Annotated in this window: 7 protein-coding genes; 6 read left to right on the top strand and 1 reads right to left on the bottom strand. The window is 38.6% G+C overall.

The genetic code is table 11. The annotated features are described in order from the left end of the window. Positions 1-29 precede the first annotated feature (29 nt). The 6 genes from VB732_RS09105 to VB732_RS09080 all read left to right on the top strand — a co-directional run bounded on the left by VB732_RS09105 (position 30) and on the right by VB732_RS09080 (position 17,109). On the top strand, positions 30-7,766 hold the full coding sequence (locus VB732_RS09105; protein ID WP_323230498.1) for a non-ribosomal peptide synthetase: 7,737 nt from the start codon (positions 30-32) through the stop codon (positions 7,764-7,766). Between the two features lie 52 nt (positions 7,767-7,818). After that, positions 7,819-8,421, top strand: a complete 603-nt coding sequence (locus VB732_RS09100; RefSeq protein ID WP_323230497.1) for a Uma2 family endonuclease — start codon at positions 7,819-7,821, stop codon at positions 8,419-8,421. Positions 8,422-8,517: 96 nt separating this feature from the next. Then, on the top strand, positions 8,518-12,723 hold the full coding sequence (locus tag VB732_RS09095; protein WP_323230496.1) for an amino acid adenylation domain-containing protein: 4,206 nt from the start codon (positions 8,518-8,520) through the stop codon (positions 12,721-12,723). Between the two features lie 192 nt (positions 12,724-12,915). Further along, on the top strand, positions 12,916-14,949 hold the full coding sequence (locus tag VB732_RS09090) for an ABC transporter ATP-binding protein/permease (RefSeq protein WP_323230495.1): 2,034 nt from the start codon (positions 12,916-12,918) through the stop codon (positions 14,947-14,949). Between the two features lie 30 nt (positions 14,950-14,979). Continuing rightward, the gene (locus VB732_RS09085; RefSeq protein WP_323230494.1) at positions 14,980-16,644 is read left to right on the top strand and encodes a GUN4 domain-containing protein; all 1,665 of its coding nucleotides are present in this window, start codon (positions 14,980-14,982) and stop codon (positions 16,642-16,644) included. A gap of 18 nt (positions 16,645-16,662) precedes the next feature. After that, positions 16,663-17,109 carry a hypothetical protein gene (locus tag VB732_RS09080; RefSeq protein ID WP_323230493.1) on the top strand — a complete coding sequence of 149 codons (447 nt, stop codon included), beginning with the start codon at positions 16,663-16,665 and terminating at the stop codon, positions 17,107-17,109. Positions 17,110-17,238: 129 nt separating this feature from the next. On the opposite strand, the gene VB732_RS09075 is transcribed toward VB732_RS09080, so the two are convergent. Further along, positions 17,239-17,796 (bottom strand): hypothetical protein, encoded by a 558-nt coding sequence (locus VB732_RS09075; protein WP_323230492.1) that lies wholly within the window; start codon positions 17,794-17,796, stop codon positions 17,239-17,241. Positions 17,797-17,859: the final 63 nt, after the last annotated feature.

Raw genomic sequence — 17,859 nt, 5'->3', positions numbered from 1 at the left:
TGAGTATTTCTATAGAGAATTTGCATATTATGAGCGATATATTAAAACGTCTTGAAACTCTTTCGCCAGAAAAGCGAGAATTAGTCTTACAAAAACTGAAAAAGCAACAGCAATCTCCACAAAATGACAATAGACTAATTCCTGTTCCGCGCAAACAACCGCTTCCTCTTTCTTTTGCTCAACAAAGATTGTGGTTTATTGACCAATTAGAAGGCAAAAATTGTGTCTACAATGTTCCATTTTTCTTACAAATTAGCGGATGTCTTGAGATAGTAGCTTTAGAACAAGCTATTAGAGAAATTGTTCAACGTCATGAAGTGCTACGTACCACTTTCTCATTTGTCGATGAGTCGCCTATACAGATAATTCACGCCCATCCTCAACTGACGATGCAAGTCTTAGATTGGCGACAATTGACTGAACCAGAGCAATTAGAGAAAGCGCAGCAGTTAGCGATAGAAGAATTACAACAACCCTTTAACTTATCAAACCCACCTTTGCTGCGGGTAAAGTTGTTGCAATTGAGTAACCAATCTCATCTGCTGTTGCTCGTTATTCATCATATCGTTTGCGATGGCTGGTCAATGCAGATATTCCGCCGCGAATTATTCACGCTTTATACTGCCTTCTGTGCTGGGGAACCTTCTCCTTTACCAGAATTATCGCTGCAATATGCCGATTTCGCTCACTGGCAAAGACAATACTTACAGGGAGAGGTACTCCAAAAGCAACTCAATTACTGGCAAAAACAATTAGCTGGAATCCCGCCACTGTTAGAATTACCTACACAACCCCGCCCGTCAACTCAAACTTATCGGGGGCGTAGCGAGTTTGGCGTACTTAATCAAGATTTAACTCAAAAGTTAAAGCGTTTGAGTCAGGAGTCAGGAACAACTCTGTTTATGACCTTACTCGCAGCATTTGTGCTGTTACTTTCACGCTACAGTGGACAGGAGGATATCGTTGTTGGTTCTGCGATCGCTAACCGCACCCTTCGTCAAATAGAACCATTAATTGGCTTTTTTGTCAATACCTTAGCATTACGTACCAACTTGCAAGGGAATCCCACCTTCTTAGAATTACTGGAACGGGTGAAGCAAGTAACCCTAGATGCCTACGACCATCAGGATTTACCCTTTGAGAAACTGGTTGATGAATTGGGTTTAGAGCGATCGCTCTCTTATCATCCCCTATTTCAAGTAGCTTTTGGCTTCCAAAATGAAACGCAAGAGACACTAGAAATCCCTGGATTAACCCTGAATCCCTTGAAATGGGAAAACACAACAACGCTGTTTGATTTGTCCCTAATGGTTCGGGAAACTCCCCAAGGGTTAACAGGTGAATGGGAATATGCCACCGATTTGTTTGCAGCTACAACTATTCAACGGATGGTAGGAAATTTTGCAGTTTTGATTCAAGGAATTGTTGATAATCCTCAACAACCAATTAATACTCTACCGTTGCTCACAGAAGTTGAATGTCAACAACTACAACATTGGAATCAAACAGAAACCGATCATCCTCTTAATCAAACTTTGGTTGACTTGTTTGAGGCTCAAGTTGCGAAAACTCCTGATAATCTCGCTTTGGTGTTTGAATCCCAAAGTTTAACTTATCAACAACTTAATCAAAAAGCAAACCAACTTGCTCATTACCTAATTCAAAATTACCAAATTCAGCCAGATACCTTAATAGGTATTTCTGTTGAACGGTCTTTAGAAATGATTATTGGTGTACTTGGGATCATGAAAGCGGGTGGTGCTTATGTACCGATTGATCCTAATTATCCTCAAGACCGGATTCAGTGGATATTACAAGATAGTGGAACTGCGGTGTTGTTAACTCAAAGTTCCCTAGTAGATAAATTCCCTTTAAGCCAACTAGAAAATCCCTGCCAGGTAATTTCTTTAGATCAAACAGATTTTTCACAGGAATTAATAGATAACCCCAGTTCCAAAAGTAAACCTGATAATTTAGCTTATATAATCTATACTTCTGGCTCAACAGGAAGACCAAAGGGGGTAATGATTGAGCATCGCGGGCTGACTAATTTCGCTTTAGCAACGGCTTGTATTCTTCAAATTCAACCTCATAGCCGTTGTCTGCAATTTGCTTCTTTTAGTTTTGATCTGTCTATTGGTGATATATCGCAAACTTTAGCTATAGGAGCTTGTTTATATCTGGCAAAAAAAGAAAATTTAACTGGTCAAGGTTTGTTTGACTTTTTAGCGACACACCAGATTTCCCATATTATGCTCCCCCCTTCGGTTTTATCTGTATTACCTCCAGGGATGTTGCCCAATTTACAAACAATAGTAGTTGGTGGGGAAGCTTGTTCAGCCGAATTAGTAACAAAATGGGCAACGGGAAGAACTTTATTTAATGGCTATGGGCCTACAGAATCTACAATTGGTGCTGCGATCGCTGTTTGTGAGCCTAATGGCAGAAAACCTCCCATTGGTCAACCATTATCTAATATCCGCATCTACATTTTAGATGCTCACAATCAACCATTACCCACAGGAATACCGGGGGAATTGTGCATTGCAGGAGTAGGTTTAGCACGAGGCTATTTACATCGTCCCGATTTAACCGCCGAAAAGTTTATTCAAGTTAATTTATTCGGTAAAACTGAGCGGATTTACAAAACTGGTGATTTAGCAAGATGGAATTATGATGGTAATCTTGAGTATCTAGATCGGATTGATGCTCAGGTTAAATTACGGGGTTTTCGTATTGAATTGGGTGAAATTGAATCGTTATTATTGCAACACACTTCAGTTAAAGAAGCAGTTGTTATTTTATATAAAACTGATAGTGATTCCAGATTGGTAGCATATATTACGGCAGCAGAAAAATCTAGTAATTTAGCTAATCAACTCAAAGATTATCTGAAAACTCGTCTGCCAAACTATATGCTTCCTAGCCAGATTATAGTATTGGATCATCTGCCACTTACCCCTAACGGTAAACTAGATCGAAAAGCACTACCAGCACCAGATTTGATCGCTTCCAATGACTTTGAAATACTTGTTACGCCAACAGAAGAACTTCTGGCTATTTTATGGCAAAGTCTTTTAAAAGCTAAGTCAGTTGGTCGCAGAGACAACTTTTTTGAACTGGGTGGACATTCCCTATTGGCGACTCAATTAGTTACCCGTATTCGTGAGAGTTTTGGTGTGGAAATACCTGTACGCAAGGTATTTGAGCAAAGTATTTTGTCTGAGTTGGCAACAGAAATTGACAAAGCATCTTCAGGAATCGCTTTACCTCCCATCACTCCACAGCCGGAAAATGCTCCCAAAACTCTTTCTTTTGCTCAATCAAGACTCTGGTTCTTAGCCCAACTTGAAGGCACTGGAACCTCGACTACTTATAATATGTCAACGGCTTTGCAACTTGATGGCAAGTTAAATATAAAAGCGTTGCAAGCAAGTTTTAATTATCTCCTCGATCGCCATACCATTCTCCGTACTTATTTTCCAGCGTTGGAGGGAGAAGCGCAAGTAGTTGTCCAAAATCTAGAAGACATTGAAGTGTTGGCGATCGCAGATTTACAAGAACTCGATTCTCAGACTCAAGCCGAAACTGTACAACGCTTATCAAATAACCACGCCCAAGAACCTTTTGACTTAAATACTGGCCCTCTTTTCAAAGCCAAACTTCTGCAATTAAGCGAACATAAAAATGTGTTGCTGCTGAATATGCACCATATTATCAGCGATGGCTGGTCAATGGGGGTATTTAAACGCGAATGGGAACAGGCTTATTCGGCTTTTGCTGCGGGTGAGACTCCAAAATTGTCACCATTGCCGATTCAGTATAGTGATTATGCAGCTTGGCAGCGCAATTGGTTACAAGGGGAGATTTTAGAAAGTCAGGAAAATTACTGGAAACAACAACTAGGCGATGCTTCCCAATTACTAGATTTGCCTACTGATTATCCCCGTCCAGCCCAACAAAGTTATCAAGGTGGACGCGAGGAATATCGTTTAAGTCATGAACTGACTCAGAAACTCAAAATCTTGAGTCAAAAATACGGCGTTAGTTTGTTTATGACTTTGTTGACGGCTTTTAATATCTTGCTATCGCGTTACAGCCGTCAAGAGGATTTATGTGTTGGTTCTGCGATCGCTAACCGTACTCATAGTTATACAGAATCACTAATTGGCTTTTTTGTCAATACCTTAGTATTGCGGAGCAAAATCAAGCCAGAGCAAGGATTTAACGAGTTACTCCAACAAACACGCCAAACTTGCTTAGATGCATACTCTCATCAAGATATTCCCTTTGAGTATTTGGTAGAACAGTTACAACCAGAACGCAGTCTCAGCCATAACCCTTTATTCCAAGTAATGATTGTGTTGCAAAACACCGAAGGGGCGGGGACAAATGTCAGTCTACCAGGGCTTGATATTAAATGGTTGAATCAAAGTTATCCTTATGCCAAATTTGATTTGACACTCGATCTTTGCGAAAGGGACGAGCAACTACATTGTATGTGGGAATATGCCACCGATTTATTTGAGGCAGAAACCATTCAACGGATGGCGGGACACTTTGAAGTCTTACTCGCTGCGATTATCGAAAATCCCCAACAGCCCATCAGTAAGCTGCCCCTGATGACAACAGCAGAAATTCAACAACTGCGAGTTTGGAATCAAACTAACATCGATTATCCTCAAGACCAAACGCTCATAACTCTGTTTGAACAACAAGTTATACAAACCCCCGATAATATTGCCGTGGTGTTTGAAGATTCCAGCCTGAGTTATCAAGAACTGAACCAAAAAGCTAATCAACTGGCGTATTCGCTATTAGAACTCAAAAAAGAGCAACAATTACCTGATAATCCTTTGATAGCGATTTGTGTGGAGCGATCGCTAGAGATGGTCATTGGCTTATTTGGTATTCTCAAAATGGGCGGGGCTTATGTGCCAATTGACCCCAATTATCCACAAGAACGGATTCGTTTTATGCTGGAAGACTGTGGGGCAAAGGTTTTGCTAACTCATAGTCAACTTAAAGATAAATTGGCGATTGAAGAATGGGATCGGCAATACCAAATAATATGTCTAGATAAAGATAACTTTGCAAATCAATCTACAGATAACCCACCTTGCCAAAATCAAGATGATTTAGCTTATGTCATTTATACATCAGGTTCTACTGGGCGACCAAAAGGCGTAGAAATACTGCACCGTGGTTTAAGTAACTATTTGCACTGGGCAAAGGAATTTTATGCAGTAGCGCAAGGACAAGGTACGCCTGTACAGTCTTCTCTGAGCTTTGATGCAACCATTACCTCACTCTATCTACCTCTAATTTGTGGACGTACCACCACTTTGGTGAGAGAAAAACAAGAAATTGAAGCTTTAGCAAACATCGTCAAACAAAACAAACATCTTTCCCTTGTCAAAATTACACCGTCCCATCTGGAAATATTAAATCAGCAACTCAGCCCTGATACTATGCCAAATCGGGTTAATGCCTTTGTTTTAGGTGGTGAGGCATTACACTCTAACCAAATAATACCGTGGCTGACTCATGCTCCCGATACCCGCTTGATTAACGAATATGGGCCTACAGAAGCGGTTGTGGGGTGTTGTGTTTACGAAGCCACTGGAAAAAGGGATGTAGTAGGCGATTTGTTGATTGGACAACCAATTGCCAATGCACGAATTTACATTTTAGACAACCAAAACCAACCCCTACCTCCTGGAATTCCTGGCGAACTTTGTATTGCGGGTGCTGGTTTAGCCCGTGGCTATCTAAACCGTGCTGAACTCACCGCAGAAAAATTTATCGAACTGGAATTATTTGGGGAAAAAGAACGAGTTTACAAAACCGGAGATTTAGCAAGATGGTTGCGAGATGGAAACTTACAATATCTAGGGCGGATTGATAACCAAGTTAAACTGCGGGGCTTTCGCATCGAATTGGGTGAAATTGAAGCTTTATTAGCTCAACACCCCAAAATTGGACAAGCTGTTGTGATTTTAGCAGGAGAAAGTGCGATCGCTCAACGCTTGCTAGCTTACATTGTACCCACGCCAACAGATAACGATCTAGAAGACAAAAGTCTGCAAGTTGAACAGGTTGAATTATGGCAGCAAGTTTTTAATGATAGCTACTCTCAGCAACAAACCCCAACCGAAGATCCAACCCTGAATCTAGCGGGCTGGAACGATAGCTATACAGGAGAAGCGGTTCCCCAAGCAGCGATGCAAGAATGGCGAGATACAACAGTTGCCCAAATTTTGGAATTGCAACCACAACGGATTTGGGAAATTGGTTGTGGAACAGGACTGTTATTATTTAAAATTGCGCCTCATTCTCAGCAATACTTTGGTACGGATCTTTCACCTGAAGCATTGCACTATATTGAACGACATCTCAAACAGCAATCTCTTGAAAATAAAGTTAGCTTAAAAGCCAGTGCCGCGAACCAGTTTGATAACATTGAAGCAAATGTTTATGACTTGGTAATCATGAATTCAGTGATCCAGTATTTTCCCTCATTGGATTACTTTTTGTCAGTACTGGAGGGAGCTATCAAAGCGGTGAGAAATCAAGGATCAATCTTTATTGGGGATGTACGAAATCTGCATTTGCTAAAAGCTTTCCACACAGCAGTCGAGTTTCATCGCGCCCCCGATGAATTATCAATTAAGGACTTGCGGCAACAGATTCAAAAAAGCATTGCAACCGAAAGCGAATTACTGATTGATCCTAATTTCTTTCTCGCCTTAAAACAAAAGTTTCCCCGAATTAGCCATCTGCAAATTCAATTACAACGGGGTTATGCCCAAACGGAAATGAGCCGTTTTCGTTATGATGTTGTTTTACATTTGGATCAAGTAGATATTCCCGTTGCATCACCTCAATGGTTAGATTGGCAAGGTGAAGAACTGAATTTGGAAACAATCGAGAAAATTTTAACAATTCAGCAACCTGATTTGTTAGGTATCAAGAATATTCCTAATGCTCGTCTAATCTCAGAAATGACGCTATTAGAAGAAATTGCTCAATTAGATGGTACTGTTGCAGATTTAAAAGCGGCAATTGCCCAAGCAAAAGCGGGTATAGAACCCGAAACATTCCGAACTTTAGCGGTAAATTTGCCTTATACACCTTTTATCCAATATAGCCCCACAAATTTTTCTGATTACGATGTAATTTTTCAACGAAATCTTCCTGAAAAAATGACATTGCAACGATTTACTCAAGAAAAGAATTTGCAACTCAAACCTTGGCAAGATTATGCAAATGAACCATTACAATATCGTACCAATCAAGTCGATCCAACTTTATTAGCTGAATGGCGGGATTTTCTAGGGAAAACGCTCCCTGATTATATGATTCCTAGCCATTTCACTATTTTAGAGCAACTGCCATTAACACCAAATGGTAAAGTAGACCACAAAGCCTTACCTGCGCCAGATAAAGGAGTTTCAAGAACAGATATTGAATTGCCTGTAACAGCAACAGAAAAATTGCTATCTGAATTGTGGGCGAAGCTTCTGAAATATGAAGCACTCACTCGACAAGATAACTTCTTCAACTTAGGGGGACATTCATTATTAGCAACCCAACTGATTGCCCGCATCCGTGATAAATTCAAGGTGGAACTTCCTTTGCGGAAGGTATTTGAATTTCCGATCCTCAGTGAACTAGCTAATTATCTTGATACCTTGATTTGGGTTAATTCTACTGACGAAAGTATGGAATCTCTCAATTCAGACGAAGAGGAAATGGAATTTTAAAGTACCACAGTTAAAACACGTCTTCAATTAAAATTTATCTTTAAGTTAACCCATGATTGCCCTATCTGATTCTGTTTTTATTACACCTGAAGCATACCTAGAGCTAGAAGAAAAAAGCAACATCAAACACGAATATATTGATGGTCAAGTTTATGCAATGGCAGGAACAACTGACACCCATAACACCATTGCCCTAAACCTAGCTTTATTGATTCGTAATCACTTTCGAGGGTCAGAATGTCGAGTTTACTTTGCCGATATTAAAGCCCAACTTGAAAAACGTAACCGCTTTTATTACCCTGATATCATCGTAACCTGCGACCCTAAAGATCGAGAAACCCCGACTTATAAACGCTTTCCTAAACTTATTGTCGAAGTTTTATCCGAGTCCACCGAAGGCTTTGACCGAGGCGACAAATTCAACGACTATCAAACCCTTGATAGCTTAGAGGAATATGTTTTAGTTAATAGCAAACACCAACGAGTTGAAACCTTCCGTCGTAATGAACAAGGCTTATGGGTGCTACAAACTTATACACCTGATAACCAAACATTTGAACTCCAAAGTATTAACCTAACTGCCCCTTTTACCGAACTTTATGAGAATGTAGAATTGGAAGCCATGTCTACGCCTACAGCCCAAAATCAGAGTTAGGTTAACATCTGTAAATTTTTTCAAATTATTACTATTTTCTGTTAAAAGACACCCACTAAAATTGACAATCAATTGTGATTGTGTGCGATTAAAAATATGACTAAAAATGAGCAAGTGGTTGATTTAATGCTGCGTTTGCAGAATATAGGATGCCGAATTTGGGCTGAAGATGATAAGCTGCGAATTCGGACTAGTAAAAACACCCTAACTTCTGAACTCAAGCAAGAAATTCAAACCAGCAAAGCAGATATATTAGCATTTTTAAATTCTGCCAAAGCTACAACCGTCATGGCAGAAGAAATCCCGACTTTACCAGATGATGCCCCAAAGTATCTTTCATTTGCTCAACAACGCCTCTGGCTTTTAGCGCAACTTCAAGGGCCTTCAGCTAGTTACAATATGCCGATGGTTTTACAACTGGACGGCAACCTCAATATTGATGCTCTACACTCCAGTTTTGCTTATCTGCTTAACCGTCATACCAGCCTACGGATGTATTTTCCTACAGTAGCGGGAAATCCCCAGGTTGCGATGCCTGCGGCGGTAAACTACGCAAATTTAGGGGACATCGAAGCTTTAACAATACAAGACTGCCGGAACCTTGATGAACATCCTCAATCCTCAACCATTCAACATTTTATCGATGCTCATGTTCAAGAACCCTTTGACTTGAATACTGGCCCTTTATTTAAAGCAAAACTGCTGCAAATCAAAGAGCAAAAATATGTGTTGCTGATTAATATGCACCATATTGTCAGTGATGGCTGGTCAATGGGAGTGTTTGTTCGTGAGTTCAGACAAGCTTATACCGCTTTTGCCCAAAATCAGACACCAAGCCTTGCACCATTACCCATTCAATACAGCGACTACGCAAACTGGCAACGAAACTGGCTACAGGGTGAGGTATTAGAAACTCAAATTAACTACTGGAAACATCAACTTAAAGATGCTCCCCCATTACTAGAATTACCTACCGATTATCCCCGTCCAGCATTGCAAAGCTACCGAGGCGCACGTTATCTCTATTTCCTAACGCCGGAATTAAGCGCTGATATTAAAGCTTTAAGCCAAGAACAAGGCACAAGCCTATTTATGACTTTGTTGGCGGCTTTGAATATTCTACTTTCTCGTTACAGTCGCCAAGAAGATTTATGTATTGGTTCTCCCATTGCTAACCGCACCCATAGCCAGACAGAATCATTGATTGGCTTTTTTGTCAATACTTTGGTACTACGTAACCACATCAAACCAGAGCAAAGCTTTATTGAGTTTCTTCAAGAAACTCGCCAAACTTGTTTAGATGCATACTCTCATCAAGATATTCCCTTTGAGTTTCTGGTAGAAAAGTTACAACCAGAACGCAGTATGAGTCATAATCCTTTATTCCAGGTGATGTTAGCCCTGGAAAATAATGAAAGTCCCGACTTGAGTTTGCCAGGATTAAAGATTCAATGGCTTGATTTATATTGTCCGTTTGCTAAGTTTGACCTCACACTTATGGTCATAGAATCTGACAATCAGTTAAATTGCTATTGGGAATACGCTACCGATCTTTTTGAGAAAAGTACTATCCAACGGATGGCAGAACAGTTTGAAGTTTTGCTGAAAGGAATTGTTGATAAACCTCAGCAACCAATCAAAACTCTACCTTTGATGACAGCAGCCGAACTTCTGCAACTACAACGCTGGAATCGAACGGAAACTAATTATCCCCACGAAAAAACTTTAGTTGATCTATTTGAACAACAAGTTGATAAGAATCCTAATAATTTTGCTTTGGTGTTTGAATCCCAAAGCTTAACTTATCAACAGCTTAATCAAAAAGCGAACCAATTAGCTCATTACCTGATTCAAAATCACCAAATTCAGCCAGACACCTTAATTGGTATCTGCGTTGAACGCTCTTTGGATATGATTATTGGTTTACTCGGTATCCTTAAAGCGGGTGCTGCTTATGTGCCGATTGACCCCAATTATCCTAAAGAGCGTATTGGGTTTATGTTGGAAGATTCTGGAATATCGGTGTTGCTAACCCAAAGTTTTCTCAAAGAGCAATTACCTCTAGATGAACTGGAACACCAAATAATCTGTTTAGATGAAAGTACTTTTAGTTCAGCGTTAACAGAGAATCTTAATCTTCAAATTATACCTGATAATTTAGCTTATATAATCTATACCTCTGGTTCGACAGGACGACCAAAAGGGGTAATGATTGAGCATCGCAGTCTGACCAATTTCGCTTTAGAATTTGCTGATAATTTTCAAGTTAATTCCCATAGCCGTTTCCTGCAACTCGCTTCTTTCAGTTTTGATATCTCTATTGCTGAAATTGCCTCTCCTTTAGTTACAGGAGCTTGTTTATATCTTGCTAATAAAACAACTTTATTACCTGGTAAAAGCTTAGTTGACTTCTTATTTACACATAAGATTTCACATATTATTATTCCTCCTTCAGTTTTATCTGTATTACCTCCGATGAGCTTACCCGATTTGCAAACCATAGTAGTTGGTGGGGAAGTTTGCTCAAGCGAATTAGTCACAAAATGGGCAAAGGGGAGACGTTTATTTAATGGCTATGGGCCAACAGAATCTACAATTGGTGCTGCGATCGCTCTCTGTAATCCTAATGGCAAAAAACCGCCCATTGGTAAACCAATATCCAACACCCGCATCTACATTTTAGATGCTCACAACCAACCATTACCCCCAGGAATGTCAGGGGAATTATGCATTGCAGGAGTGGGTTTAGCACGAGGCTATTTAAATCGCCCTGATTTAACCGCCGAAAAGTTTATTCAAGTTAATTTATTCGGTAAAACTGAGCGAATTTACAAAACTGGTGATTTAGCAAAATGGAATTCTGATGGTAATCTTGAGTACTTGGGTCGCATTGACGATCAGATTAAATTACGAGGATTTCGGATTGAACTCGGCGAAATTGAATCAATTTTATTGCAACATCCCTTAGTTAAAGAAGCAATTGTAACTCTATATAAAACTGAGAAAAACCAGAGTTTGATTGCATATCTAACGGGAATTACTAGTGATTTATCTACCCAATTAAAAAATGATCTTAAATCCCGTCTACCCGATTACATGATACCTGCTCAGATTATTATTTTGGATAAGTTGCCTTTAACTCCCAATGGTAAAATTGACCGAAAAGCTTTACCCGCTCCCAATGGTGAGATTGAAGGCTTATATGAAGCTCCACGCAACGAGGTTGAACAACAGCTAGCGAAGATTTGGTCTGCTGTCCTCGAACGTCAAGAAATTGGAATTCATGATAATTTCTTCGACTTGGGTGGACATTCTTTACTAGCGGTAAAACTGCTCAATAATATTCAACACATATTTAATCGACAACTTGCTTTAAGTAGTTTATTTCAGAATCCTACTATTGCTCAACTGGCACAACAACTAAGTAATCATGAGGTTCAACAGCCAAATCCCGATTTACTTGTACTTCAAACTCTAGGAAATGCAACCCCTTTATTTTGTCTTCCTGGCTCAAATGGACACAGTTTCTACTTTCGAGATTTAGCAATCAATTTCACAAATGAACGGCCAGTGTATGGACTCGAAACTCCAGGAAGAAACGATTCTACCGCGCTACCTGAATCGCTTGAACTTCATGCTAGTCAACTGATTGAGCAATTACGTCAACAGCAACCCAACAGTCCGTACATACTGGCAGGATATTCTTCAGGTTGTGCCGTTGCTTTTGAAATGGCTTCCCAACTCGAACAGCAAGGTGAAACGGTGAGTTTACTGGCTATCTTGGATGCCGGACTAGTTTCTCGACCTGAGTGTATTACTGATAGAACAGACCTTGATTGGATTTGGCAAACGATTCGACGAATTGAAGCATTGAAGGGAATCTCTTTAGGTCTGCAATATGCTGATTTGGCTGCTCAAACTGATGATCAAGCCAGATGGCAACTGACGGCAGAATATTTGTACCGTCATAATGTTTTACCGGAACACTCAACCCTTTCCTTACTGAAAACAAATCTGCAAGTGATGAAAGTACTGACGCTCAATTATGCTAAATATCAGCCTAATCATCCAATTTCTGCACCCATTGTTTTATTCCGCGCTCAAGAAGTTCAGGAGATTGTTTTGCAAGAACTACAAGCTTTTTCCGACTGCGATCTACCTGATTGGGGATGGCAACCCTATACTCAACAACCTGTCAGAGTGATTGAAGTCCCTGGAAACCACGGTCGAATGCTTTATGAACCCAATGTAAAAACCTTAGCCAAACAATTACAGCTTGCGATCGCAGATAGCGCACAGTAGAAATTACTAAAATCTACCTTATTACTCACCTAATTTTATAGCTTCTTTATTTCTTTGCGTCCTCTGCGCCTTGGCGGTTCGTTTCTCTTAATTATATTTAATATAAAGCTAATTAAACTAGCTAAGTCTTTTATTTTGTTACCCAACTAAACAAAAACTCGCCCCTTGAATTGCCTGAAACAGGAACACAAAATGCAATCTACAACTTCTCGCGCTCAACCCTTAAAAAAGGATTCTCTTATTTCAACTTTTACTCAATTTTGGGAAAATGTGAAGGCGATCACAGGGCCTTACTGGTATCCTACAGAGGCACAGGGAAGAGTTTTCTCAAGTGTGATTCGCGCCTGGGGAATGTTGATTATTTTAATAATATTAATAATTACACTCGTGGGTGTCACGGCTTTTAATAGCTTCGTTAGCCGTTATTTGGTCGATGTGATCATTCAAGAGAAAGATTTTGATAAATTTGTTGATACGGTATTGGTTTATGGTGCTGCGCTTCTCTGCGTAACACTCCTAGTCGGATTTACGAAATTTATCAGAAAAAGAATTGCTCTTGATTGGTACGAATGGCTAAATAATCACACATTAGAAAAATATTTCAGTAACCGTGCCTATTATAAAATCAATTTTAAATCTGATATTGATAATCCAGACCAACGTCTATCCCAAGAAATCGAACCTATTACCAGAAGCGCTCTCAACTTTTCAGCTACTTTACTAGAAAAGACGCTGGAAATGATAACTTTTTTAGTAATTCTCTGGTCAATTTCCCAATTTGTTGCAGTTGCTTTAGTTGCTTATACTATCATAGGCAATTTGATTGCTGTTTACTTGACTCAAGAATTGAATAAAATTAACCAAGAAGAACTCGAATTTAAAGCCGACTACGCTTATGCTTTGACCCATGTCCGAAATCACTCTGAGTCCATAGCCTTTTTTCAGGGAGAAAAACAAGAATCTAATATTATTCAGCGTCGATTTAGTAATATTATAAAAAATGCCACGCGCAAGATTAATTGGGAAAGAAACAAGGATATTTTTACTAGAGGATATCAGGCTGTTATCCAAATTTTTCCATTCATAGTACTTGGGCCTTTATATATTAGAGATGAAATTGATTTTGGACAAGTGGGACAAGCAAGTTTAGCTTGCAATCTGTTTGCTACTGCTATGGCAGAAGTAATTAATGAATTTGGAACTTCTGGGAGATTTTCTAGTTACGTTGAGCGTTTAAGTGAGTTGTCAGATGCATTAAAAGCTGTCACCAAAGAACCAGAGAATGTAAGTACGATTAAAACTATAGAAGAAAACCGTCTCGCTTTCGAGCATCTCACCTTACAAACTCCAAACTATGAGCAGGTAATCGTCGAAGATTTATCACTTGCTGTTCAGCCTGGAGAAGGTTTACTGATTGTCGGGCCGAGTGGTAGAGGTAAAAGTTCTCTGTTGAGAGCGATCGCTAGTTTGTGGAATGCTGGAACTGGCCGTCTGGTGCGACCCCCCTTAGAGCAAGTGTTGTTTTTGCCCCAGCGTCCTTATATAATTTTGGGAACTTTACGCGAACAGTTACTCTATCCTCAAACAAATCGTCAAATGAGCGATCGAGAACTAGAAGGAATTTTGCGACAAGTTAACTTGCAAAACTTGCTAAGTCGAGTAGATGGTTTTGATACTGAAGTTCCTTGGGAAAATATACTTTCTTTGGGAGAACAACAGCGTCTCGCATTTGCACGATTATTAGTTACTCATCCTAGCTTTACTATATTAGATGAAGCCACAAGTGCTTTAGATTTAAACAACGAAGGAAATTTATATGAGCAGTTACAATCAACTAAGACAACTTTTATCAGTGTTGGACATAGAGAAAGTTTGTTTAACTATCATCAATGGGTTTTAGAATTATCACAAGATTCTAGTTGGCAACTTCTAACTGTGGAAGATTATCGCCTTCAAAAATCCCAGCTAATTGTCAATTATTCCCCCAAAAATTCTGAGACAGCAATAAATACCTCACCTAATAATCAATCTCCAATTCAACCAGATATATCAATTGAGGTAGACACAATTGCAGAACTTTCTCATAAGGAAATGCAAACATTAACAGACTCTACTATCAATACTATTCGCAGCAAGGCTAGTCAGGGAAAATCCATTACTACTAAAGATGGCTTTACATACCGCTACGACAAAGACCCCAAGGTATTAAAATGGGTAAGAGCTTAATAAATATTCATATCTTTAAAAATTAATCAGATGCTAAGTAAACAGCAAAGGCAATTAATCGCTTACGAGAATATTTCCATTTACGAACAAAACTATCAACTGCCTATCCTCAAAAATAACGGTGTAAAAATAGTTCAAAAAAAAATTAGAGAACGTCAAAGACTAATTAAAGAAGGTGTTCGATATCATCATAAGTTTGGAGGAATAATTAACTGGAAAGAAGAAATTAGTCAGGCAGAGATTTTTGAAGAGATCCAACTTTTCATTAAGGATTACATTAATATTATTGATTTGCTAGAAAACTATAAGGATAGCTATCATAATTTTTTGTTACAACTTACAGATAACTTAAAGAAGTTATTTAGACATAAATATCTAGAAATAAAAAATTTAGAAGATGAAAGAATCAATTTAGAGATAAAAAATAAACATAATCTAAAAATTGTTGAAGATTTAAGATGTGAAAAAGAAGAAAACTTTAAATCAGTTTTACTATTAACCAATGCTTATTTTATGATGCTAGAAAAAATAAAATTGCTTGGTGAAGGAATTAAAAAACTGACGGAAGATACCAAAGTACAAGAAGAAATTGTTCAGCAAATAATTAAAGATATAGAAGTATATCAAGAAATTTATGAATATCAAATGAAAGCTAATAAGATCCGGAAAGAAATAGCTAAAATTGCTCATACGGCAGTCAATTTTGAAAATTCTTTGCAAGATTACTTTAGTCCTTTTCAGTCTCTGATAGATGAAGCTGTTAAAGTAGATGAATATTTCTACACGACTGTTGGAGATATTAAAATCTTAGGGGATAATATTTTGAAACATAAATCAAATTTATTAAATATTGGAGGCAACGAGGCAATTTCTGAAACTTTTCTTGATTTTATGGTGACAAGTTACGATAAAACAACCCGATTAAAAGATGCCTTTATTGAATCTCAAGTATTTGATTGGCAAATTGATAATTTAGACTTGGGTGAAAATGGTGTCTTTTTAGATAAGGGAATTGATTTAATCTCTAATTACATATCTAAGCAACTCACCGAGCAAAGAAAAGTACTAGACATAGCAGAAGTAAATTTTGTCTCTACAGCACCTGTTCAAGAAACAAGATTTATGGAACTGACTAATAATAATGTTACCTTCCTAAGTAATCCAAATATCGATTATACACAACTGCGGGATCTATTGGCACAGCATAATTGGAAAGAAGCTGATATTGAAACTACTAAATTAATCCTACAAGTCATGAAAAAGGATTATTGGAATGAAGTTTACAAGGAAGATATTGATAACTTTCCTTGTCAAGACCTCTACATTATTGATCAACTTTGGGAACAATACAGTTATGGTTATTTTGGCTTCAGTGTTCAGGAAAGTATCTGGAGCGAGATGGGTAGTCAAGTAGACTACGAAGCAGAAAAGAGACTTGGCGATCGCCTTGGTTGGCGAAAAGATGGAAACTGGTTAGACTATGAACAACTAACTTTTAAATTGTCCCCGATGACACCGATGGGACATCTACCGGCTCAATGGTTACACTATGACCAAAAAACCTTCGATTTATCCTCAAACTCATCTACCAAAGACCTCTCAATGGGAGCGTGGCGGGTGGGGTCTTGGTTAATTTGGCAGATGCACTTATTTTTTTCTCGGACAAGAATTTGTAAGCAAACATCAATACTTTAAAAAATTCAAAATTTCAATATGAATAATATTAATCTTTCTGATACAGACATAGAAATTTTACTTTTTGGTAAATGGCGTTTTGATACTTCCTGGGAAAAAATATCTATTGTTTTTAAAGATGATATGACTTATGAGCAAACTAGAGTTCAAACATTTGTTTTATACAAACCTAGAGAACTGATAACAGGTAATAAATTTAATGGTATCTGGTATGTAAGCGATCGCAAGCTGCATTTAAATATTAAGAGTATTCCCAAATCGTTTTTTAATTTACAGATACCGCTAGCTTTTAAAATTTCTCTTGCAGATGTTGTAGCCACTTTGGGTTCTTTGTTTACAACAGAAAAGTATGAAGTCGTTGAAATTAATAGTTCTAAATTTTTACTTAGGGATGGCGAACAATCAATTATTGGTACGAAAATAAATATCCCATCGGGTATGCGGGGTAGAGACTATGGCAAGTAATGTACTAACTACTGTAACCTCTAAACTTTGTTACGATTAAAAAAGTGTTTTTCGAGACCGCACTATCTGCAATTGTCCAGCATTTGTACAATACTTGCTAAACTATCTCTAACCCTTCTTCCTATGTTTCTATGGAGAGAAAGGTTTAACACTAACATTAGTATCATTTGATTGGGAGTCAGTAGTTGCACCAACTGCCATGACTGGAGACCATTCACTGACGCGGTTGTTATCTAAGATAGCTCGTACTCGATAGGCAAGCTGAATCTTATGCATTAATAAGATTAACTCACGGTTAAATAATCCTTGTGATTTTTTGTTTTCATTCGATGCAGCTTGTATACGAAAACAGCGATCGCTTTGACGTTGCAACTTTGGAGATTTGCCATCCACAAGCACCTTTTGTAGTTCATATTCTTTAGCTTCGGGATATGGTTCCCAACAAAGTTGCCAGTAAGTTGACCAGCGAATTAAGTCTGATGGTAATTCCTCGACTTCATCCAATAATGTAGAAACAAGTCCGGTGACTGACGGTTGTACTATTTGAGGCTGATTGGAGGATATTTCCGTCTGTGCGGCTATAGATGAACTCTCATCAAAACTTAGTACCAGCCCAAATATGAAAGTGAACAGCACAATCAATCGTAGGTATTGCGATCGCACTAGCGATAAAATTTTTAGGTTCATAAATTATGCAAAAGTCAAGAAGAAGGGTGTGGGGTGTGCGTCGTGGCGTGGCGCGTCTACCCT

The organism is Nostoc sp. UHCC 0252 (genome assembly GCF_034931145.1).
Taxonomy (GTDB): Bacteria; Cyanobacteriota; Cyanobacteriia; order Cyanobacteriales; family Nostocaceae; genus Nostoc.
The sequence above is the reverse complement of the archived record's forward strand: the minus strand, read 5'-3'. Positions and strand labels throughout refer to the sequence as shown.